16 protein-coding genes and 2 pseudogenes are annotated in these 22,662 nt (G+C 71.0%); 13 read left to right on the top strand and 5 right to left on the bottom strand.

Annotated elements, in window-relative coordinates:
* Positions 1-367 precede the first annotated feature (367 nt).
* The 3 genes from IH68_RS0131220 (at position 368) to IH68_RS0131210 (ending at position 6,028) form a co-directional block, all read left to right on the top strand.
* Positions 368-631 carry a WhiB family transcriptional regulator gene (locus IH68_RS0131220; RefSeq protein ID WP_010986447.1) on the top strand — a complete coding sequence of 88 codons (264 nt, stop codon included), beginning with the start codon at positions 368-370 and terminating at the stop codon, positions 629-631.
* Positions 632-815: 184 nt separating this feature from the next.
* Positions 816-4,469 carry a glycosyltransferase family 2 protein gene (locus tag IH68_RS0131215; RefSeq protein WP_078912688.1) on the top strand — a complete coding sequence of 1,218 codons (3,654 nt, stop codon included), beginning with the start codon at positions 816-818 and terminating at the stop codon, positions 4,467-4,469.
* Positions 4,466-6,028 carry a DUF5719 family protein gene (locus IH68_RS0131210; protein WP_030941660.1) on the top strand — a complete coding sequence of 521 codons (1,563 nt, stop codon included), beginning with the start codon at positions 4,466-4,468 and terminating at the stop codon, positions 6,026-6,028. Before IH68_RS0131215 ends, IH68_RS0131210 begins: the two co-directional genes overlap by 4 nt.
* Before the next feature lie 143 nt (positions 6,029-6,171).
* Here IH68_RS0131210 and IH68_RS0131205 read toward each other — a convergent pair whose 3' ends face one another.
* Positions 6,172-6,621, bottom strand: a complete 450-nt coding sequence (locus IH68_RS0131205; RefSeq protein ID WP_078912687.1) for a metallopeptidase family protein — start codon at positions 6,619-6,621, stop codon at positions 6,172-6,174.
* 343 nt (positions 6,622-6,964) lie between these two features.
* Between IH68_RS0131205 and IH68_RS0131200 the strand changes: the two genes are divergently transcribed.
* The 7 genes and pseudogenes from IH68_RS0131200 to IH68_RS0131170 all read left to right on the top strand — a co-directional run bounded on the left by IH68_RS0131200 (position 6,965) and on the right by IH68_RS0131170 (position 14,753).
* Positions 6,965-7,342: a DUF3499 domain-containing protein gene (locus IH68_RS0131200; RefSeq protein WP_030941657.1), complete on the top strand. Its 378-nt coding sequence runs from the start codon at positions 6,965-6,967 to the stop codon at positions 7,340-7,342.
* A gap of 134 nt (positions 7,343-7,476) precedes the next feature.
* Positions 7,477-9,094: pseudogene (locus IH68_RS50345) on the top strand (L-lactate permease).
* A 171-nt stretch (positions 9,095-9,265) separates the two neighbouring features.
* A complete protein-coding gene (locus IH68_RS0131190; protein ID WP_030941655.1) occupies positions 9,266-10,630 on the top strand; it encodes a phosphomannomutase/phosphoglucomutase in 1,365 nt (454 codons plus the stop codon).
* 325 nt (positions 10,631-10,955) lie between these two features.
* Positions 10,956-11,156: a Trm112 family protein gene (locus tag IH68_RS0131185; protein ID WP_030941653.1), complete on the top strand. Its 201-nt coding sequence runs from the start codon at positions 10,956-10,958 to the stop codon at positions 11,154-11,156.
* Positions 11,157-11,278: 122 nt separating this feature from the next.
* Complete coding sequence (locus IH68_RS0131180; RefSeq protein WP_030941651.1) at positions 11,279-12,409, top strand: SIS domain-containing protein; 1,131 nt, start codon at positions 11,279-11,281, stop codon at positions 12,407-12,409.
* Positions 12,410-12,484: 75 nt separating this feature from the next.
* Positions 12,485-13,636 (top strand): mannose-6-phosphate isomerase, class I, encoded by a 1,152-nt coding sequence (gene manA, locus IH68_RS0131175; RefSeq protein WP_030941650.1) that lies wholly within the window; start codon positions 12,485-12,487, stop codon positions 13,634-13,636.
* A gap of 136 nt (positions 13,637-13,772) precedes the next feature.
* Positions 13,773-14,753, top strand: a complete 981-nt coding sequence (locus tag IH68_RS0131170) for a cation diffusion facilitator family transporter (protein ID WP_030941648.1) — start codon at positions 13,773-13,775, stop codon at positions 14,751-14,753.
* Positions 14,754-14,822: 69 nt separating this feature from the next.
* Here IH68_RS0131170 and IH68_RS59225 read toward each other — a convergent pair whose 3' ends face one another.
* The 3 genes from IH68_RS59225 to IH68_RS0131160 all read right to left on the bottom strand — a co-directional run bounded on the left by IH68_RS59225 (position 14,823) and on the right by IH68_RS0131160 (position 17,711).
* A complete protein-coding gene (locus tag IH68_RS59225; protein WP_267883748.1) occupies positions 14,823-15,170 on the bottom strand; it encodes a S26 family signal peptidase in 348 nt (115 codons plus the stop codon).
* A 10-nt stretch (positions 15,171-15,180) separates the two neighbouring features.
* Positions 15,181-15,492, bottom strand: coding sequence for a S26 family signal peptidase (locus IH68_RS59220; RefSeq protein ID WP_267883747.1), 312 nt, complete (start codon positions 15,490-15,492; stop codon positions 15,181-15,183).
* Positions 15,493-15,599: 107 nt separating this feature from the next.
* On the bottom strand, positions 15,600-17,711 hold the full coding sequence (locus IH68_RS0131160; RefSeq protein ID WP_030941646.1) for a fructose-specific PTS transporter subunit EIIC: 2,112 nt from the start codon (positions 17,709-17,711) through the stop codon (positions 15,600-15,602).
* A gap of 465 nt (positions 17,712-18,176) precedes the next feature.
* Here IH68_RS0131160 and IH68_RS50335 point away from each other — a divergent pair.
* Positions 18,177-19,308, top strand: a pseudogene (locus IH68_RS50335) (adenosylhomocysteinase).
* Between the two features lie 157 nt (positions 19,309-19,465).
* Complete coding sequence (locus tag IH68_RS0131150; RefSeq protein ID WP_030941643.1) at positions 19,466-20,080, top strand: hypothetical protein; 615 nt, start codon at positions 19,466-19,468, stop codon at positions 20,078-20,080.
* Between the two features lie 83 nt (positions 20,081-20,163).
* Here the strand turns inward: IH68_RS0131150 and IH68_RS0131145 are convergent, their stop codons facing one another.
* A complete protein-coding gene (locus IH68_RS0131145) occupies positions 20,164-21,201 on the bottom strand; it encodes an RDD family protein (protein WP_037885556.1) in 1,038 nt (345 codons plus the stop codon).
* 129 nt (positions 21,202-21,330) lie between these two features.
* Here IH68_RS0131145 and IH68_RS0131140 point away from each other — a divergent pair, with 129 nt between their 5' ends.
* Positions 21,331-22,338, top strand: coding sequence for a stage II sporulation protein M (locus IH68_RS0131140; RefSeq protein WP_030941639.1), 1,008 nt, complete (start codon positions 21,331-21,333; stop codon positions 22,336-22,338).
* Positions 22,339-22,662: the final 324 nt, after the last annotated feature.

The following is a 22,662-nucleotide window of genomic DNA, read 5'->3' as shown; positions in this document are numbered from 1 at the left end:
GGCGAAAGGTTTGTGCATGCGCTGCTCCGGACACATGGCGCTCAAACCTCGTTGCGGTCCTGTGATCCGACTGTGATCCGGTTTGCTTCGAGGTGCGCGTGGAACGAGATCGGATCTGCGGGCGTCCTTCCCCGTACAGGCTCTGCGCGGGGTCGAAGGCCCGTCCGGGCCTCGTCTGCATGTCAAGGTTTATGCCGATTTGAACACTTTCCGCATGGCCTTGGTTCCGCAGAGTGAATAAGGGGCTCAATAGCAGATCTCGGCTTGACTCGCCCGGAGCAGCACACTTGTAATTTCACTCGTGTCGTTCAGCCGGAATCGGTAACGGCTACATCACGGGGACGCGAAAGACAGACGAGGGGCGCACATGACCGAGCTGGTGCAGCAACTGCTGGTCGACGACGCGGACGAGGAACTCGGCTGGCAGGAGCGCGCGCTGTGCGCCCAGACCGACCCCGAGTCCTTCTTCCCCGAGAAGGGCGGCTCCACCCGTGAGGCCAAGAAGGTCTGCCTGGCCTGTGAAGTCCGCTCCGAGTGCCTCGAATACGCCCTCGCCAACGACGAGCGCTTCGGCATCTGGGGCGGGCTGTCCGAGCGTGAACGACGCCGTCTGAAGAAGGCCGCAATCTGACCGGGCGGCCGTCGCCCCACACAACCGAAACAGATTCGAACGGCCCGTCGCAGGTGGGGTTATCCACAGGCGGCGGGCCGCCGTAATGCCCAGCCGATAGTGTGGTCGCTCGTCCGAGACGCCTCGCTGCCCCCAGAGGGCACAGACGTCCACCGCAGTCCATCGAACCGGGGCCCGTACCTCGATGTCCGCGCACAGCCACACGGCAGCCCACCAAGACCTCGCTGCCACACCAGAGTTTCCGCGTCACGTGGTGACGGCGGTCGTCGTCTCCCACGACGGCGCCCGCTGGCTGCCCGACGCGCTCGCCGGGCTGCTCGGCCAGGAGCGCCCCGTTCAGTACGCCGTGGCCGCCGACACCGGCAGCGCGGACGACTCCGCCCAGCTGGTCACCGACGCCCTCGGCGCCGACCGCGTGCTGCACCTCGCCCGGCGCACCGGCTTCGGCCAGGCCGTCGAGGAGGCGGAACGCAGCGCGCCCGTCCTGACCCCGGACGAGCTGCCCTATCTGAAGCGGCCCAGCGGCTGGGACCCGGTCACCCGCAGCTGGCGCGACGACGCGTACGACATGCCGGAGCTCCCGCACGGCGAGCCGGTCCAGTGGCTGTGGCTGCTGCACGACGACTGCGCGCCCGAACCCGACGCCCTGGCCCAGCTGCTGCGCGTCGTGGAGAACGAACTGGAGCTCGGCCGCGACGACGTGGCCGTCGTGGGCCCCAAGCTCCGCGGCTGGTACGACCGCCGCCAGCTCCTGGAGGTCGGCGTCACCATCGCCAACTCCGGCCGCCGCTGGACCGGTCTGGACCGCCGCGAACAGGACCAGGGACAGCACGACCACGTCCGGACCGTGCTGTCCGTGTCCACCGCCGGCATGCTGATCAGGCGCGACGTCTTCGAGCAGCTCGGCGGCTTCGACAACCGGCTGCCGCTGATGCGTGACGACGTCGACCTGTGCTGGCGCGCCACCGCCGCCGGCCACCGCGTCCTCGTCGCCCCCGAGGCGGTCGTACGACACGCCGAGGCCGCCTCGCGCGAGCGCCGCACCGTCGACTGCTCGGGCCGCACCGTCGCCTCCCCGCACAAGGTGGACAAGGCCGGCGCCGCCTACACCCTCCTGGTCAACACGCGTACGGCCGCGCTGCCCTGGGTGCTGGTGCGCCTCGTGCTCGGCACGCTCCTGCGGACCGTCGCCTACCTCGTCGGCAAGGTCCCCGGGCAGGCCGTCGACGAGATCCGCGGCCTGCTGGGCACGCTGCTGCGCCCCGAGCGGATCATCGCCGGACGGCGCCGGCGCGGCAGCCCGCAGATCGACAAGGGCGAACTGCGCGCCCTGTTCCCGCCGCCCGGCGCGACCATACGGGCCACCGTCGAACAGGCCGCGGGCGACCTCGTCGGCCGCTCCGACCCCGAAGTGACCTCCGGCGCCGGACGGCACGGCGGCGCGGTCGAGTCCGGGCCCGGCGGCGACGACGCGGACTTCCTGGAGATCGAGCAGTTCGCCCGCCTCAAGCGCATCGGCCGCAAGCCCGGCCCGATGCTCTTCCTGGTGCTGCTGTTCGTCTCGCTGGTCGCCTGCCGTGCACTGCTCGGCGGCGGCGCGCTCGCGGGCGGCGCCCTGCTGCCCGCCCCGGCCGACTCCAGTGAGCTGTGGTCGCGCTACCTCGACTCCTGGCACGCCGTGGGCGCGGGCGGCACCCCGTCCGCGCCGCCGTACCTCGCGATCGTGGCGATGCTCGCCTCCGTGCTGTTCGGCTCGACCGGGCTCGCGGTCACGGTCCTGCTCGTGTGCTCGGTGCCGCTGGCCGGCGTCACCGCGTACTTCGCCTCCCGCCCGCTCGTCGAGTCGCGTCTGCTGCGCGCGTGGGCCGCCGTCGTCTACGCCTTCCTGCCGGCCGCCACGGGCGCGCTCGCGGGCGGCCGCATCGGCACCGCCGTACTGGCCGTGCTGCTGCCGCTCATCGCGCGCGCGGGCATCGCCGCCAGCGGCCTCGCAAACGAGTCGGGCGCGCCCGGCAGTTGGCGCGCCACCTGGGCGTACACGCTGCTGCTGACGATCACCACGGCGTTCACCCCGATCGTCTGGCCCGTCGCGCTGGTCCTCGGTCTCGCGCTGCCGGCCGTGCGGCGCACCGGCCTCACCGCCCACGGCCTGCGCTTCCTGGCCCAGCTCGGCACGCCCCTGCTGGTCCTCGCACCCTGGTCGCTGTCGCTGCTCCCGTTCGGCTTCTTCAAGGAGGCCGGGCTCGACTACGGCCCCTCGGCCGCCTCCGCCCTCGACCTGCTCGGCGTGAGCCCCGGCGGCCCGGGCACGGTCAGCGGGCTGATGCTCATCGGCGTCGTCCTGGCCGCGCTGGCCGCCCTGCTGCGCTCGGAGCGCCAGTTCGGAATCTGGACGGCCTGGGCGGTCGCCCTGGTGGGCCTCGTCTTTGCGGTCCTGTCCAACAGCTCGACCTGGGCCGGCCCGGCCACCCTCGTCTACGGCCTCGCCCTCCTGACCGCCGCCGTCCTCGGCGCCGACGGTGCACGCGCGCGTGTGGCCGAGCAGAGTTTCGGCTGGCGCCAGCCGGTTGCCGCACTCATAGCCTTCGCCGCGCTCGCGGGCCCGCTGGTCATCGCCTTCGGCTGGATGATCCGCGGCGCCGACGGACCGGTCGAGCGGCAGGACCCCGTGCAGGTCCCCGCGTTCGTCGCCGAGGAGAGCGGCACCCGCGACCAGGCACGCACGCTCGTGCTCGACAGCGACTCCACGGCCCGCGTCGGCTACACCCTGGTCCGCGGCTCCGGCGCCCGGCTCGGCGACGCCGAGAGCGCCGCGGCCGACGGCGAGAACGCCAGACTCGACAAGGTCGTCGCCAACCTCGTCGCCGGCTCCGGCGCCGACCAGGCCGACCAGCTCGGCAAGTTCGCCGTCCGCTACGTCCTCGTCCACAAGGGCGCGCCCCGCGAGGTCACCCGTGTCCTGGACGCCACCCCCGGCCTCTCCCGCCTGAGCCAGCAGGGCGGCAGCGCCCTGTGGCGGGTCGACCAGGAGGTCGCGCGCGCCACCATCGTCCCCGCCTCCGGCTCCGGGGCGGCGCAGCCCGTCGCCGCCGGACCCGTCGAGATCCACACCACGGTCCCCTCCGGCACCGGCGGCCGCGTCCTGCGCCTCGCCGACACCGCCGCCGAGGGCTGGACGGCCACCCTGGACGGCAGGCCGCTCACCCGCACCACGCTCGACGGCTGGGCCCAGGGCTTCCAACTCCCCGCCTCCGGCGGCAAGTTGGACGTCACCTTCGACGACCCGATCACACACACCGCCTGGCTGTGGGCGCAGGGCTTCCTGGCCGTCGTCCTCGTCGTCCTGGCGCTGCCCGGCCGGCGCCGCGACATCGACGACGACCTCCCCGAGGAGCCGGCCGTACCCGCCGAGGCCGTCGCAGGCGAGGGCCGCCGCGCCCGCCGTCTGCGCGCCCAGGCGGAGGCCGAGGCCGAAGAGGCGGGCCGGAGCGAGGAGTTCCCGTCTCCTCCTGCGGAGGAGACACCGGTGGCGGTCCCGCATCAGCAGTCCTACGGCGACTGGGATGCGGCGGGCTACCAGGGCGCCGACTACGGCAGCTACGGCAACGAGCAGTACCAGGGCACCCAGCAGTACCCGGCGGGCACCTACGACCAGACGTACCAGGCGGACCCGTACCAGGGCGGCCAGTACGACCCGTACGCGTACGGCGGCTCCTCCCAGGGGGCGTACGACCAGACCGCGTACGACCCGTCGTACCAGCAGGGTTACGACCCGACGTACGACCCTGCGCAGCCGCACCCGCACGCCCCTGAGCGCCCCGACGGGAGTCAGCAGTGAACCGCACCACCATCTCCCTGATCGCCGGCACGGCCGCGCTCGCCGCCATCACGGGCTTCGCCTCGCTCACCGCGCCGGGCGCCTCCGGCGCGGACACCGCCAAGGCGGCCGCCGAACTGCCCGTGGAACGCACCACGTTGCTGTGCCCGCAGCCCAGCACCTCCGACCTCGCCGACACGTCGTACACCTCCTTCACGCCCGTCACGAAGGGCGCGGGAGGCGACGGCACGGCCCAACTCCGGTCCGCCACCGAGCAGTCGGCCGACGGAACGGGGGACAGCGGCAAGACCGACGGCAAGAAGAGCGGCAAGAAGAAGGCCGGCAAGCCGAAGACCGACAAGCCGAAGACCGACAAGCCGAAGACCGACAAGCCGGTCCTCACGCCCAAGGAGCCCGGCAAGCCCGTCACGGGCGACACCTCCGGTTCCGGTACACCCGCGCTCGTCGGCACCGCCGAGGGCAGGTTCGCGCCCGGCTGGGCGGTGCAGGAGACCACCGAGGTCGCCGCGGGCACCGGACGCGGCCTCCAGGGCGTCAACTGCACCGCGCCCGACACCGAGTTCTGGTTCCCGGGCGCCAGCACGGACGCCGCCCGCACCGACTACGTCCACCTCACCAACCCGGACGACTCCGCCGCCGTCGTCGACATCGAGCTCTACGGCAAGGACGGCGCCCTCAAGTCGACCGTGGGGGAGGGCATCACCGTCGCACCGCACTCCAGCGACCCGGTTCTGCTGTCCACGCTCACCGACGAGAAGCAGACCAACCTCACGGTGCATGTGAACGTCCGCAGCGGACGCGTGGGCGCCGCCGTGCAGGCTCTCGACGACAAGGTCGGCGGCGACTGGCTGGCCGCGTCCACGGACCCGGCGGGCAGCCTCGTCCTGCCCGGCATCCCCAAGGACGCCACGTCCGTGCGCCTGATCGCCTTCACGCCCGGCGACGCGGACGCCGACCTCAAGGTGCGGCTCGCCTCCCCGTCCGGGCAGATCACCCCCGCCGGGAACGAGACGCTGCACGTGAAGGCCGGCATGACCAACGCCGTCGACCTCGGCCCCGTCACCCGCGGCGAGGCGGGCTCCCTGGTCCTCACCCCCACCGACAAGTCCGTGCCGGTGGTCGCCGCGCTGCGCGTCGTACGGGGCAAGGGCGACAAGCAGGAGACGGCGTTCATCCCGGCCACCAGCCCGGTGGGCACGCGCGCGACGTCCGCCGACAACAGCGGAAAGGGCACCACGCTGTCCCTCGCGGCACCCACCCGCACCGCCCAGGTGAAGGTCACGGCGTCCGCGGGCAGCGACGGCGGCACCGCGGTCTCGAAGACGTACACGATCAAGGCCGGCACCACCCAGGACATCGCCGCCCCCGTCCCGAGCGGCCTGCAGGGCACCTACGCCCTGACGGTCGAGCCCCTGTCCGGCGGCCCGGTCTACGCGGCACGCACACTGGCGGCGACCGAGGAGGGAGTCCCGGGCTTCACGGTCCAGACACTCCCGGACGACCGGGGGACGGTGGCGGTACCGGAGGCGGACCAGGACCTGTCTGTGCTGCAGAAATAGCGGCACTTCGAGGCGCCGGCCTGGGCTTGATTTTTCAGCCCGTCCGGCGTTTGAGGACGAGGCCGTTCAGGCCGAAGCGGGGGTCTGGGGGCGGCAGCCCCCAGCAGGGCCACACCACCGCCGGGTGCCAGCTGAACGCCGGCTCAGTCCTCGCCGTACCGCGGATCCACCGTCTCCGGAGTGAGCCCCAGCAACTCGGCGACCTGCTCGACAACGACCTCGTGCACCAGAGCCGCCCGCTCGTCGCGCCCCTTCGTACGGATCTCCACGGGCCGCCGGTACACGACCACCCGTGCCGGCCGCCCCTCCCGGGAGGGAATCGTGCCGCCCAACGGCACCGCCTCGTCGCTCCAGGCCTCGGCCGGGCCGTCCAGACGCGGCACCTCCAGGACGAGGAAATCGATCTCGGCGAGCTGCGGCCACCGCCGTTCCAGTCGCTCCACGGAGTCCTGCACCAGATCCGCGAACGCCTCTGCACGGCTCGCGGCGAGCGGTACCTGGGGCGGCGCGATCGGGCCGCGCATGCCCCGGCCGTGGCGATCACGACGGCGGGGCCCGGGGCGGGCGGCACGGGGCGGTACGGGGTTGTCCATCACTGGTGAAGCGTAGTCCCCGCCGGGACCGCACGCCGTGCCCCACGCGGCCGGCCGGAGTGCCTCGGACCCCCCTGGACGGCCTGTCGCAGGATGACCATTCCAGCCAAGGTTGGGCTCGTTTCCGTATCTCTCCGAGACCGGCGATCTTGGGGCAATTGACGGTGTTTGTACGGTGTGTTGATCGGGCGAAGGGGTGCGCGAGGCCGTGTGAATGCGCGTCCGTGCAGGTCAGCGGCGTGTTCCACGGGAAGTGTGTGGGGTGTTTCACAGTACGACACGGTGGAGTGACCTGGGGGAGAGTCGTCGCGGCCCGCTCAAGAGTGCGGTACCGTCCAACGTCGTGAGCCCTGTACGTCGCTGTTCGCGCACCGCTTGCGGCCGTCCCGCCGTCGCGACGCTGACGTACGTCTACGCCGACTCGACCGCGGTCCTCGGCCCGCTCGCCACCTACGCCGAACCCCACTGCTACGACCTGTGTGCCGAGCACTCCGAGCGCCTCACCGCCCCGCGCGGCTGGGAGGTCGTCCGACTGCTCGACGGTTCCGCTCCGGCCCGCCCCAGCGGCGACGACCTGGAAGCGCTTGCCAATGCGGTGCGCGAGGCGGCCCGCCCCCAGGAGCGGGCGGCAGGCGCCGGCGGTGGCGGGGCGCGCACGGCGGACCCGATGGAGGTCGCGCGGCGCGGGCATCTGCGGGTACTGCGGTCTCCGGACAACTGAGCGCCTCCGTCCAATCCTCCCGTTCCGCCCAGTGATGCACACCCGTTGACGCGCCCTTGTCGCGGACACGGCCATTCCGGTGATGCCACCGGCGGGAAATCGCTTTCCGCATGCCGGAATCCAGGGAGGCGCCCGTGTACGTCCAGGAAATGGAACCCGTCGCCGACTCGCTCGGCCTGTCCGCCCTCGTCGCGGTCCTGCCCCTGTTGATCGTCCTGATCCTGCTCGGCGGAGTGCGCACGAAAGCGCATCTGGCAGGCCTGACAGGGCTTCTCGCGGCCGTTCTGGTCGCCCGGCTCGCCTACCGCATGCCGCTCGACCAAACGCTCTCCAGCGCCGCCCAGGGGGCCGTCTTCGGCCTCTTCCCCATCCTGTGGATCGTGGTCAACGCCCTGTGGGTGTACCGCATGACGGTCCGCACCCGGCACTTCGACATCCTGCGCCGCTCCTTCGCACGGCTCTCGGACGACCCGCGCATCCAGGCGCTCGTGGTCGCGTTCTGCTTCGGCGCGCTCCTGGAGGCCCTCGCCGGATTCGGTGCGCCGGTCGCGATCTGCTCCGTCATGCTCGTCGCCCTCGGCTTCGACCCCGTGCGCGCCGCGGTCGTCGCGCTCGTCGCCAACACGGCCCCGGTCGCGTTCGGGGCGATGGGCACACCGGTCGTGACCCTCGCGCAGGTGACGGGGCTGCCGCTGGACTCCGTGGCCTCCGTGGTGGGGCGTCAGACGCCGCTGCTGGCACTGGTGGTGCCGCTCGTCCTGGTCCGGCTCGTGGACGGGCGGCGCGGCCTGCGCGAGACCTGGGTGCCCGCCCTGGTGTGCGGAGTGGCCTTCGCCGTCGCCCAGTTCGCCACCTCCAACTACGTCTCCGCACAACTCGCCGACATCGGCGCGTCCTTGGCGGGCGCGGGCGCCCTGGTCGCCGTGCCGCACGCGCGCGTGCCCGCCACCGAGTCGGTGCGCACGTCCGTGCTGACCGGCGTACGCAGCGGGGAGCTGGACGAGGAGGACCCGCGGCGCGAAGTCCTGCGCGCCTACGCCCCGTACGCGCTCATCGTCGCGATCTTCTGGGTCGCGCAGATCCCGGCGGTCAAGGACCGGCTGGCCCGGGTGACGCAGACGTACGACCGGCCGTACCTGGATGTCGCCGGGCCGGACGGGAAGCCGGTCGGCGGCAATGCCTTCACCTGGCCGATCGTGTCGACGGGCGGCACGCTCGTGCTGCTCGCCGGAGTCTGCACGGCGGTCGTACTCGGCGTGCACGCGCGCGTGGCCGTCAAGGAGTGGCTGGCGACCGTGCACGAGCTGAGGTTCGCGATCCTGACCGTGACGTCCGTGCTGGCGCTCGGCGTACGTCATGAACCTCTCCGGACAGGCGGGCCACATCGGCCACTTCGTGGCGGCTGCGGGAGCCGGACTGGCCTTCCTGTCACCCGTCCTGGGCTGGTTCGGGGTGGCGGTCTCCGGCTCGGACACCTCGGCCAACGCGCTCTTCGGAGCCCTGCAGGTGACCGCGGCCCGCGAGTCCGGCCTGTCGCCCGAACTCCTGGCCGCTGCCAACAGTTCGGGCGGCGTCCTCGGCAAGATGATCTCGCCGCAGAACCTCACCATCGCGTGCGCGGCCGTGGGCCTCGCGGGCCGCGAGGGGGACCTCCTGCGCAAGGTGCTGCCCTGGAGCGTAGGCCTGCTGCTGGTGATGTGCCTGATCGTGGTGGGCCAGAGCTCACCGGTCCTGGACTGGATGCTGCCCTGACCCGTGGCGGACCCTGTCCCGCTCTTCCCGGATCCTGCCCCGGTTCTTCCCGGTTTCTCACCCTGCTCTGACCTGAGGTTACGGCTGGGAGTCCACTCTGAGTCCGCGCAGCGCTCGGCCAACCGGTACGGGTAGTTTGAGGCGACCGATAGGACTTCAGGAGGGTTGGCCGTGGCTGCTGATCTGTCGCAGATCGTGAAGGCGTACGACGTACGCGGGGTGGTCCCGGACCAGTGGGACGAGTCGCTGGCCGAGCTCTTCGGGGCGGCCTTCGTCCAGGTGACCGGGGCGGACGCGATCGTGACCGGCCACGACATGCGGCCTTCGTCGCCGGGCCTGTCGCGCGCCTTCGCGCGCGGGGCGGCCGCACAGGGCGTCGACGTGACCGAGATCGGCCTGTGCTCGACCGACCAGCTCTACTACGCCTCGGGCGCCCTGAACCTGCCGGGCGCGATGTTCACGGCCTCGCACAATCCGGCGCAGTACAACGGCATCAAGCTGTGCCGCGCGGGCGCGGCGCCGGTGGGCCAGGACACGGGCCTGTCCCGGATCCGCGAACTGGCCGAGCAGTGGAGCGAGTCGGGCGCTCCCGAGCCGGCAGCCGAGCCGGGAACCATCACCTCGCGCGACACGTTGTCGGACTACGCGGCCCACCTCCGCTCCCTCGTCGACCTGACCTCCGTCCGCCCCCTGAAGGTCGTCGTCGACGCGGGCAACGGCATGGGCGGCCACACCGTCCCCACGGTCTTCGCGGGCCTGCCCCTGACCGTCGTACCCATGTACTTCGAACTCGACGGCACGTTCCCGAACCACGAGGCGAACCCGCTGGACCCGGCGAACCTCGTCGACCTGCAGCAGCGCGTGCGCGAGGAGTCCGCCGACCTGGGCATCGCCTTCGACGGCGACGCGGACCGCTGCTTCGTCGTCGACGAGCACGGCGACCCGGTCCCACCGTCCGCCATCACGGCCCTGGTGGCCGCGCGCGAGCTGGCCAGGAACGGCGGCAAGGGCGTGATCATCCACAACCTGATCACCTCCTGGTCGGTCCCCGAGGTGGTGCGCGAACACGGCGGCACCCCGGCCCGTACCCGAGTCGGCCACTCCTTCATCAAGGCCGAAATGGCCAAGTCGGGCGCGATCTTCGGCGGCGAACACTCGGCGCACTACTACTTCAAGGACTTCTGGAACGCCGACACGGGCATGCTGGCCGCCCTCCACGTCCTCGCGGCCCTCGGCGGCCAGGACGGCCCGCTTTCCGAACTCGTCGCCGAGTACGACCGCTACGTAGGCTCCGGCGAGATCAACTCCACGGTCGCCGACCAGGCCGGCCGCCTGGCGGCCATCAAGGCGGCGTACGGCGCCCGCGAGGACATCGCCCTCGACGAACTCGACGGCCTGACGGTCACCTCCACCGACTGGTGGTTCAACGTCCGCCCCTCCAACACGGAACCGCTGCTCAGGCTGAACGCAGAGGCGAGGGACGAGGCGACGATGACGAAGATCCGGGACGAGGCTCTGGCGATCATCCGAGGGTGAACCGCCCAGCCCGTCCGGTGTCTGAGTCTTTCAGCCCGTCCGGTGTCTGAAGTCTTTCAACCCGTCCGGCGTTCGAGTTTTCAGCCCGTCCGGCGTTTGAGGACGAGGCCGTTCAGACCGACAGGGGGTCCAGGGGCGGAGCCCCCTGGCGGGGCCGAAGGGGCCGCGCCCCTGGGACGGGACGGGTAGGGGCGGCGGGGGCGATCCCCTCCCACAGCCACCCGACCCGACCCCGTCCCAACCCCGGCACCCCGCCCCCCACGGCGGTACGCTGACCAGGCACATCCGCACACGCACACGCGCGCACCCCCGAAGGGACACACCCATGCCGCTCGAAGCCGGCCTCCTGGAGATCCTCGCCTGCCCGGCCTGCCACGCCCCGCTCAAGGAGCAGGAAACCGAGGGGCAGGAAACCAAGGAGCAGGAAACCGAGCTGGTCTGCACGGGCAAGGACTGCGGCCTGGCCTACCCCATCCGCGACGGCATCCCCGTCCTGCTCGTCGACGAGGCCCGCCGCCCCGCGTAACGCCGAGCCCGGCCACCCGCGCAAGAAGGCGCCCGCAAAGGGCACCCGCGCAGGAAGCCCCCGCCGCGGGTACGACCCCGGCGCGCACACAAAGAACCCCCGGCGATCGGAGGCTGCCGCCCATGCTCGACGAATCGCTGCTCGACACTCCCGAGGCCCTCTCGGAGGCCGACCGCCGCGGCCTGCTCCGCGGCGCCGCCGAGGCAGGCGCCCGCGTCCGCACGGCCGCCCGGCACGCCGCAGAGGCCGGCGTGGACGACCTCAAGCCCGACGGCCGCCCCCGCGCGGTCCTCATCGCTGGCCCCGGCGCCGCAGCGATCTGCGTGGCCGACCTCCTCGGCACGCTCGCCGGCCCCGGCAGTCCCGTCATCCGGCTCGCCCCCACCGGCGTCGCCCCCGCCGCGGGCGCCCTGCGCTGGGAACTCCCGGGCTGGGCCGGCAGCGTCGACCTGCTCCTGATCACCACCCCGGACGGCACCGAACCGGGCCTGTCCCTGCTCACCGACGCGGCCTACCGCCGCGGCTGCACGGTCGTCGCCGTCGCCCCCGCCCGCACCCCGCTCACCGAGGCGGTGGAAGGCGCCCACGGCCTCTTCGTGCCGATGGCTACAGCCCCCTACGAGGAGGAAGGGCAGGAGCTCGCCGCCTCCGCCCCCGGCGTCCTGTGGGCCCTGCTCACGCCCCTCCTCGCCCTCCTCGACCGCACCGGCCTGGTCACCGCCCCGCCGGAGGCCGTCGAGAAGATCGCCGACCGTCTCGACCACATCGCCGAACGCTGCGGCCCCGCCATCGCGACCTACAGCAACCCCGCCAAGACGCTCGCCGCCGAACTCGCGGACACGCTGCCCGTCGTATGGACCGAGGGCGTCTCGGCAGGCCCCGCGGGACGGCGCTTCGCGGCCGCCCTCGCCGAACTCGCGGGCCGCCCGGCGGTCGTCGCCGAGCTCCCCGAGGCACTCGCCGCACACGGCGCCCTGCTGGCCGGTCCGCTCGCCGCCAGCGCCGACCCGGACGACTTCTTCCGCGACCGCGTAGAGGAAGCGCCCGCCCTGCACGCGCGCGTGGTGCTGCTCCGCGACCGCCCGATCGAAGGCCTCACCGCCGCCCCCGCCGCTCGTGACCTGGCCCTCAGCCACGACACGCCGATCAGCGAACTGGAACCGGAACCCGGCGGCGAACTGGAGACCCTCGCCGAACTGATCGCCATCACGGATTTCGCCGCCGTTTACCTGGCGCTTGCCTCGGGGGCCTGACGTTGACCCGCGCAACCCGCGCCTACTGACCAGCGCCCGCCGAGCGCGGCGTACATACGGAGACGAAGACACAGCATGGACCGCCTCGACAACACCGTCCGCCCCTACGCCTGGGGTTCGACCACCGCGATCCCGCACCTGCTCGGTGTCGAACCGAGCGGTGAACCGCAGGCGGAGATGTGGATGGGCGCCCACCCCGGCGCCCCCTCGCGCACCGGACGCGGCACGCTCGTCGAGGTCGTCGACGCGGACCCGGAGAAGGAACTCGGCCCGGCCGCCGTCGCCAAGTTCGGCCCCCGCCTGCCCTTCCTCCTCAAGATCCTCGCCGCCGGCGCCCCCCTCTCCCTCCAGGTGCACCCCAACCTGGCCCAGGCGAAGGAGGGTTACCAGGACGAGGAGCGCCGCAACATCCCCGTCGACGCCCCGCACCGCAACTACAAGGACGCCAACCACAAGCCCGAACTGATCTGCGCGCTCACCGAGTTCGACGGACTCTGCGGCTTCCGCGACCCGCTCCAGGCCGCTGACCTGCTGGACGGCCTGGGTGTCGACTCCCTCAAGCCGTACGTCGACCTGCTGCACGCCCACCCCGAGGACGCCGCCCTGCGCGAGGTCCTCACGGCGATCCTCACCGCCGACCCCGAGGAGATGCACCACACGGTCGCCGAAGCCGCGGCCGCCTGCACCCGCCTCGGCGGCGACTACGCGCCCTACGCGGACATCGCCCACCACTACCCGGGCGACCCGGGCGTCATCGCCGCCATGCTCCTCAACTACGTCCGCCTGCAGCCCGGCGAGGCCCTTTTCCTCGGCGCCGGCATCCCGCACGCCTACCTCAACGGTCTCGGCGTCGAGATCATGGCCAACTCCGACAACGTCCTGCGCTGCGGCCTGACCCCCAAGCACGTCGACGTCCCCGAACTCCTGCGCATCGTCCGCTTCGAGGCCAGTGACCCCGGCGTGCTGCGCCCCGAGGCGTCCCCGGACGGCGAAGAGGTCTACGAGACCCCGATCGACGAATTCCGGCTGTCGCGCTATGTCCTCCCCGAGGGCGGCTCCGCCCACGACCTCACCCGCGCCACCCCGCAGATCCTGCTCTGCACGGCCGGTTCTGTGCATGCGGGCGAACACGAACTGCGCCCCGGCCAGTCGGTCTTCGTCCCGGCGGGCGAGAAGGCCGAGGTGTCCGGAGCGGGTACGGTCTTCCGGGCCACTGTGATCGTATGACCGGGGTTGTGGATACCTGACGCGCCGTCGTCGGGCAGGGCTGCAAGAATGGCCCACCGGCAAAGGACGGGCAAAGCCGCGACGAGGCGGGACCCCGGACGGCATACGTACGAAGGCGAAGGGACAACGCGGACAGATGAGTGCGTCAGGCGGCACCAGGGCGATCGTGGCGGCACTCGGCGCCAACCTCGCGATTGCGGCATCGAAGTTCGTGGCGTTCGCGTTCAGCGGTTCGTCGTCGATGCTCGCCGAGGGCGTCCACTCGCTCGCCGACTCGGGCAACCAGTTCCTGCTGCTGATCGGCGGCAAGAAGGCGCAGCGCGAGGCCACCCCGCAGCACCCCTTCGGCTACGGCCGCGAGCGGTACATCTACGCCTTCCTCGTCTCCATCGTCCTCTTCTCGGTCGGCGGCATGTTCGCCATCTACGAGGGCTACGAGAAGATCCGCCACCCGCACGACGTGGAGCACTGGTACTGGCCGGTGGGTGTCCTCGTCTTCGCGATCATCGCCGAAGGCTTCTCCTTCAAGACGGCCATCAAGGAGTCGAACGAGCTGCGCGGCAAGCTGTCCTGGTCGCAGTTCATCCGCCGCGCCAAGGCGCCCGAGCTGCCCGTGGTCCTCCTGGAGGACTTCGGCGCCCTGATCGGTCTGGTCCTGGCGCTCGGCGGTGTCGGCCTCGCCCTGCTCACCGGCGACGGCGTCTGGGACGGCATCGGCACAGTCTGCATCGGCGTCCTGCTCGTGCTGATCGCCCTCGTCCTCGCCGCCGAGACCAAGTCCCTCCTCCTCGGCGAGGCCGCCGGGATCGACGAGGTCAAGCAGATCGAGGCGGCCATCGTCGACGGCGACACCGTCACCGGCATCATCCACATGCGCACGCTCCACCTCGGCCCCGAGGAACTGCTGATCGCAGCCAAGATCGCCGTCCAGCACGACGACACGGCCGCCGAGGTCGCCTCCGCCATCAACGCCGCCGAGGCCCGCATCCGCGCCGCGGTCCCCATCGCCCGTGTCATCTACCTCGAGCCGGACATCTACAGCGAGGCCGAGGCGGCGAAGGGCCCCGACCGCGAGGCCACGCCCGGCGGACCGGCGCCGCACCCTGCCGACCACTGACACCACTGCGCCGTACGGCACTTCGCCGTACGACGACGGGGCCCGCCGAACACTCGGTGGGCCCCGCCGTCACACCTGCACGGCCCAGGGCACAGACGGGGGCACCACGATCCGCTTCCGTACGGCCACGGCCGCGATCCCCAGGCCGAGCCCCGTGAGCGCCATCAAGCCCCCCACCAGCGCGGCCACCCCGAGCAGGGCCGGCCCGGTGTAGTCGTCCGTCACACGGCCCTGGACCGCGCTCACCGGGACGGTGCCGCCGTGATCGTCGGGAAAGGCCCGCGAGTCCCGCGAGTTCGACCGGTGATCACCGAGCAGGAAGAGCCGGCCCTCGGGCACCTTCACGGCGTACGTCTGGTGCATCCCGTCGGCGATGCCGCCTGCCAGGTACGGCTCGTCGAGCGGTTTGCCGTTCACTAGGAGCCGCTCACCCTCGCCCTTCCCCCGTACAGCAGACGATGTGATCGCCGCCGACACCGATGACGCGCTGCATGACGACGGCGCCCTGGTAGCGCTCCGGCGCCGAGTAGAGCACGACGTCGCCCCGCCGCACCCCGGTCCCGTCCATGCGCTCGTACACCAGCTGCTGCCCCTGTGTGTACGTCGGCGACATGCTGTCGCCGGCCACCGTGGTGCCGTGGTAGCCCGTCCACAGGCTCACCAGCGCCGCAACCACCAGCACGACCCCCAGCGGCCCCAGCACCCCGGCCCAGATCCCGAGCTTCCGCGCCCTGCTCATCGCCACTCCCTCCCCACGCGGAACATCCGCGCCGCGCAGAGGGTAGCCGCCGGCTGTGAACCGGCTGTGCTGGCCCGCGCCCTCGACGGGCGCGGGCCCTGAGCCGGCTACCGGATCTCGCTCAGCACACCGAGGACCGCCCGCTCGTCCGTGGCCGCCGTCAGCCGTTCCCGGAACCCGGCGTCCGTCAACTTCCGCGACAGCAAGGCCAGAATCCGCAGATGCTCATCGCCCGCGGCCGCCTCCGGTACGGCGATCATGAACACCAGCCGCGCCTTCGTACCGTCCATCGAGCCCCACTCGACGCCCTCGTCGGAGCGTGCGAACCCGACCACCGGCGCCGTCACCGCGTCCGTCTTGGCATGCGGAATCGCGATCTCCTCACCGAGCCCGGTGCTGCCCTGCTCCTCGCGCCGCAGCGCCGTCCGCACGAGCTCGTCCACGTCCGCGACCTCGCCGCTGCGGGCCAGCAGGTCCGCCATCTCCCGGATGGCGGCCTCCTTCTCCTGCGCGTCGAGCCGGACCTTGACGGTCTGCTCGGTGAGGTAGCCGGAGAGGACCTCGCCACCGGGTTCGGCGGCACCGGCAGGATCGGCCGCGGGCGCTGAGCCCGCACCCCCCGAACCGGAAGCGGACGGCGTGGATCCATGCTCGGCCCGCGGCCCCACGACGGCATGCTCGCCCGAACTCGACGACACACCAGCGCCGACCGGGACCAGCGCGGCCTCGGCATCCGCCACCCCCGCACCGACCACCGCCGCACCGCTCCGCCTGCGCTCAGCGAGGTCGACCAGCGTCACCGTGGTCAGCGACGTGACCACCGTGCCGATCACCACGGCCACGAAGAACATCGGTACGCCGCTCACCGCGCCCAGCAGGGCCACGATCGGCCCACCGTGCGGAACCGCGTCCTTCACTCCCGCGATCCCGGCGACCGCACCGGCCACCGCGCCGCCGAGCATGTTGGCCGGAATGACCTGCGCGGGCCGCGCCGCCGCGAACGGGATCGCACCCTCCGAGATACCGAAACAGCCCATGAACAGGGACGCGAAACCGGTCTCCCGCTCCTGCTCGGTGTAGAGCCGTTGCCGTATCAGCGTCGCCAGCCCCTGACCCAGCGGCATGACCGGGATCGCGGCCGCGCACATCCCCATGACCGTCTGGTTGCCGGTCGCGATGAGCCCGGCGCCGAACAGGAACGCCGTCTTGTTCACCGGCCCGCCCATGTCGAACGCGATCATGAGCCCCAGAATCGCGCCGAGCAGAACCGCACTCGTACCCGTCATTCCACTGAGCCAGCTGGTCAGATGCTCGAACACCCACGAGATCGGCTTTCCGATGACGTAGATGAAGAACATCCCGAGCACCGTCGTCGCCACAATCGGGATCACGATGATCGGCATGATCGGCTGTACGAACTTCGGGACCCTGACCTTCTTGATCCACAGCACCAGATACCCGGCGAGAAACCCGGTCACGATCGCCCCGATGAACCCGGCACCGGCCTTGGAGTCGTACAACGACCCGGTGTTGGCGATCCAGCCACCGATCATGCCCGGCACGAGCGCGGGCCGGTCGGCGATGGCGTAGGCGATGTACCCGGACAGGATCGGGATCATCAGCTGGAAGCCGACGACGCCGATCTGGTTCACGTCGGCCCAGAAGGTGCCCTCCGGGATGACATAACCCTTCGCCGTCGCGTCACCTCCGAGCGCGAGCGATACGGCGATCAGCAGACCGCCGACCACGACGAACGGGATCATGTACGAGACACCGTTCATCAGCGCCTTGTAGACCGTGCTCCGCTGCTTGCCACCGTCCACCAGAGACGCCGCCGTCGGCACACCACCAGCCGTATGGACAGGCGCCGAGCGCACTCGTTCGATCAACTGCTCAGGGTGGTGAATCCCCTCCGCCACCCCCACGGTCAGCACCCTCTTGCCTGCAAAGCGGCTCAGATCCACATCCTTGTCCGCGGCCACGATGACGCCGTCCGCGGTTCTGACATCGTTGTCGCCGAGGACGTTTTCAGCCCCGATGGACCCCTGCGTCTCCACCTTCATGTCGATGCCACGGCTCTCGGCAGCCTGCGCGAGCTTCTCCGCGGCCATATATGTGTGTGCGATGCCGGTCGGGCATGCGGTCACCGCGAGCAGCTTCAGCCGCCTCTGCTCGCCACTGCCGCCGCCCGTGGGGGGAGGGCCGGCCGGATTGGTCACATCGATCTCCTAACGCCTTTGTCGCGCGAAACGCCGTCCCGGGCGCCCCGCAAGATCGATCAGTGGTTCCCGATCTCCTGGCATCCTGCAACATCCGCCGCCCTGCTCAAAGGCGCGGAAGTCCCTGTTCGACCTGGTCTGCTGCCTCCTGTTCTCCCGTTCGTAGGTGCCCTGTTATCGCTCTCCCGACCCTCGCGGCCGGCACCCGCCGAACGCTCGACCGGCGCGATGTGTTCGAAGGCGGACTGGGGTCGCCGGGGCGGCCGGTGTAGCTTGGAACCGAGCCAGACGTCGCTGCTGATGGCGGTCGGGCGGTCCCACCGCGGACCGACCGAGGGAGAGAGGGCCTCCGACGGACTGCGCTGCGCGCACGCGGGCATCCTGTGTCCTCTTGGGCACCCCTGTGCCAGCCGCCGCGCAGACCAGCCGTACCCACCTCGCCCCAACCCCGAGGAGCAGCTCGCAATGACGACTGTCGAGAACCGACAGGACTTCAAGGTCGCCGACCTCTCCCTGGCCGCCTTCGGCCGCAAGGAGATCACCCTCGCCGAGCACGAGATGCCCGGCCTGATGGCGATCCGCAAGGAGTACGCCGAGACCCAGCCGCTGGCCGGCGCCCGTGTCACCGGTTCCCTGCACATGACCGTGCAGACCGCCGTGCTCATCGAGACCCTGGTCGCCCTGGGCGCCGAGGTCCGCTGGGCGTCCTGCAACATCTTCTCCACCCAGGACCACGCGGCCGCCGCCATCGCCGTCGGCCCGAACGGCACGCCCGAGAACCCGCAGGGCATCCCGGTCTTCGCCTGGAAGGGCGAGACCCTGGAGGAGTACTGGTGGTGCACGGAGCAGGCGCTGACCTGGCCGGACAGCCCCACCGGCGGCCCCAACATGATCCTCGACGACGGCGGTGACGCCACCCTCCTCGTCCACAAGGGCGTCGAGTACGAGAAGGACGGCAAGGTCCCCTCCGTCGACACCGCCGAGTCCGACGAGCACCGCGTCATCCTCGAGCTCCTGCACCGCACCATCACCAACGGCTCGCAGAAGTGGACCCAGCTCGGGCTACCAGGTCACCACGCTCGACGAGGTCGTCGACAAGGCCGACATCTTCGTCACCACGACCGGCAACAAGGACATCATCATGGCCTCGGACATGGCCAAGATGAAGCACCAGGCGATCGTGGGCAACATCGGCCACTTCGACAACGAGATCGACATGGCCGGCCTCGCCAAGATCCCAGGCATCGTCAAGGACGAGGTCAAGCCGCAGGTCCACACCTGGACCTTCCCCGACGGCAAGGTGATCATCATCCTGTCCGAGGGCCGTCTGCTGAACCTGGGCAACGCCACCGGCCACCCGTCGTTCGTGATGTCCAACTCCTTCGCGGACCAGACCCTGGCCCAGATCGAGCTGTTCACCAAGCCCGACGAGTACCCGACCGGCGTGTACACGCTGCCCAAGCACCTCGACGAGAAGGTCGCCCGTCTCCACCTGGACTCGCTCGGCGTGAAGCTGACCACGCTCCGCCCCGAGCAGGCCGCGTACATCGGCGTCCAGGTCGAGGGCCCGTACAAGTCGGACCACTACCGCTACTGAGCGGCTCGGCACAGCGGATGGTGAGCGCGTCGGTGCGCTGACGCGCTCACCAGCAGCAGTTCCTCCGAGGCAGGCCCCCGCACCCCCGTGCCGGGGGCCTGCCCCTTTGGCTCTGCGGCCCGTCGGCCGGACCAGCCCGTCAAGACCCAGGACCCCCATGCCCCGCGGCCGTTATTCGCTCCACGATCCGCACGATCACACCCCCCTCGCAGAAGAGCACTTCCACTGCGCCCCCGGACCGTCCGGCTGGCGCTACGTGTCCCAACTCACCACCCCCGCCGGCGATCACCGGGGCTCCGTCGACCTCGCCCTCGACGAGCTGGGGCGCCCCATCCGTCTCGAGCTGCACGCCGCAGGCTGGCAGGTCCGCGGTGCCGCCCTCGACGGCGTCACCTGGGTCCGGACAGACCCGACCGGAACACATGCCACCGAAGGCAACGTGCGCGCCCACGCCTTCACCGGCACATCCCCCGCGTTCCTCATCGCCACCACCCGTCTCCTGCGCCTCACCCCCTCCGCCACAGCAACCCGCGTACGCCTCGTCACCTTCACCGACCCTGTCCTCGCCCCGCGCACCGTGGACCAGTCCTGGGCCTTGGTGAACAGAGAAACACACGCCACTGACAACGCCCCCCTGGCCGTGGACGAATACCAGGTCACAGCCCTGGACACGGGCGAGCAGTACGCCGTACACATCGCCGGTGACGTGGTGCTCGCCGCGCCCGGCATCGAGCTCGAAGACCTCGAATCGCCGCCGTCCACATTCACCTGAGCGAGACGTTCGCATGCGTTGCAGGGGGAACACGCGGATAGAGCCGCCTGGGCCAGGCGGCTCCTACGGCGGCCGCCACGGCCCTACGCCGGTGGCACGAACCCGGTGGACTCGGTGGTTCCGCCCCCGTTGCCGGCTGGACGGTGGCTCGACGACGCATGCTGCTCCGCGGTCTGCGCCGTCTCATGTGCCGGAGCTTCCTGCGTCGGCCCCTCAGCCTGCCGTCCGACGGCAGCCGTCTGCGCCGCATGAGCAGCCGGCGGTGCCGTCACCGGAGGGAAGCCGGCGGGAGGTTCGTAGGAGCCAGGCGAACCAGCCGGGCGCAATGCACCCGCAGGCCACCCACTCGCAGCCGGGCTCCCCACCGCGGATCCATTCGCGAAGGTCCGTCGTGCCTCCCGGGCCTGCCGCTCCTGCACCACAGCCGCCAGATACGCCGCCGGCGGAACCCCCTGCGGCACCGGCGTACCCGTACGCGCCGAGAGATCCGAGGCGAGCCGCTGCGCCATCGCCCCGCCGACCTGCGGGTCCAGCTGTTGCATGCGCGACAGGTACTGACGGATGGCGAGCCACAACCCGTCGGGAACCGCAGACAGATCAAGCCCGGAGAACCTCCCGGCCAGCCAGGGCGGCGGCGGAGGCAAGAAGCCCGTCCGCACCGCAGGCACCCTTTCCCGAACGACGAGAGTCCCGGCGAACACGTCGCCGAGCCGACGTCCCCGAGCCGACACAAGGGATGCGATGCAGGCGACGACCCCGAACGTCATCACGATCTCGACCACACCGATCCCACCCCGAACCAGCGCATGCCGGAACCGGATCGGCCCCCCGTCGTCCCGCACTACCCGCAGCCCACACGCCAACTTTCCTAGCGACCGCCCATGGCTGAGCGTCTCGACCGCGATCGGCCCGCCCACCAGCACCAGAACGGACGTCGCGATCGACACCGCGATCTGTGCCGCGTCGTCCAGCGAAGCGGTGGCAGCGACCAGAGCGATGGTCAGCACCACGTAGACGACCATGGCCACGACCAGGTCGAGCAACACTGCAAGCGCCCTGCTGGGCAGCCTTGCGGGGCGCAACTCCAGCGCCACCGCCTCGCCCGTCACAAGCTCACTCACGCCCGTAGTCCTTCCCCTGGCCTGCCCCGTGAACGGTCAGTCTGCCAAGCTGAGGGCGCATCGCGCCGCAGTACGAAAAGCTGACCCCACGACGAGCCGCCGACGAACAGCCGAGGAGCAGGCAAACCGATGGACCTCGACGTCTTCGTCACTGCCCACCGAGCCGAATGGGATCGCCTCGACGCCCTCCTCGGGCGGCAACGCCGTCTCACCGGCGCGGAGGCCGACGAACTCGTCGCGCTCTACCAGCGCACAGCCACCCACCTCTCTCTGATCCAGTCCAGCGCCCCGGACCCCCAGCTGACCGGACGCCTCAGCCAGCTCGTGGCACGCGCGCGTAGCGCAGTGACAGGCACCCGACGCGCCTCCTGGCGAGACGTCATCCGCTTCCTGACGCAGGGATTCCCTGCTGCGGTCTACAGATCGCGCCGCTGGTGGATCCCCACAGCGCTTCTGTCCACCGTCGTCGCCGTCCTCCTGGGCTGGTGGATAGGCACCCACCCAGAGGTGCAGGCCACGATTGCGGCACCCAGCGAGCTGCGTGAACTCACCCGCCCAGGGGGGCAGTACGAGACGTACTACTCGAGCCACCCTGCGGCGTCCTTCGCCGCCCAGGTCTGGACGAACAACGCCTGGGCCGCCGCCCAGTGCCTGATCCTGGGCGTCTTCCTCGGCCTGCCCGTCCTCTGGATCCTCCTCCAGAACATGCTCAACCTCGGGGTCGGCTTCGGGCTGATGTCCTCGGCCGGCAGGCTCGACACCTTCCTCGGCCTCGTCCTCCCACACGGCCTGCTCGAACTGACCGCTGTCTTCGTGGCCGCCGGCACCGGCCTTCGCCTCGGCTGGACCCTCATAGACCCGGGCCCCCGCTCCCGACGCACGGCCCTCGCCGAGGAGGGCCGCGCCGCCGTGGGCATGGCGATCGGTCTCGCGCTCGTCCTCTTCGTCTCAGGCGCCATCGAAGGCTTCGTCACCCCGTCGGGCCTGCCCACGTGGGCTCGAATAGGCATCGGGGTCGCTGTAGAGCTCGCGTTCCTCGTGTACGTCTTCGTCCTGGGCGGCCGAGCGGCCCGTGCCGGAGAGACGGGTGACGTCGATGCAGCCGAGCGCAGCGCCACGGTGCCGACGGCCGCCTGATGTGCGGCCGCACCTCCTGACCTGTTAGTCTCTCCTTCGCCCCACAGGAGCCGTTGACACGGACCAAGTGGGGAGGTAGATTCGAACAGTTGCCTGGAACTGGATCTAGTCCGGTCGGCAACAGTGAGTGTCTGTCTGCTTCTCGGAAACATCGATTTCGAAGAAGCCACTCCCGATGAATCGGAAAATGAGCGGCCGGTCAGTCCGGCTCGAAACTTCTGATAAAGTCGGAGCCGCCGGAAAGGGAAACGCGAAAGCGGGAACCTGGAAAGCACCGAGGAAATCGGATCGGGAAACGGTCTGATAGAGTCGGAAACGCAAGAC

This window comes from Streptomyces sp. NRRL S-646, from assembly GCF_000720765.1.
Classification (GTDB): Bacteria; Actinomycetota; Actinomycetes; order Streptomycetales; family Streptomycetaceae; genus Streptomyces.
The sequence above is the reverse complement of the archived record's forward strand: the minus strand, read 5'-3'. Positions and strand labels throughout refer to the sequence as shown.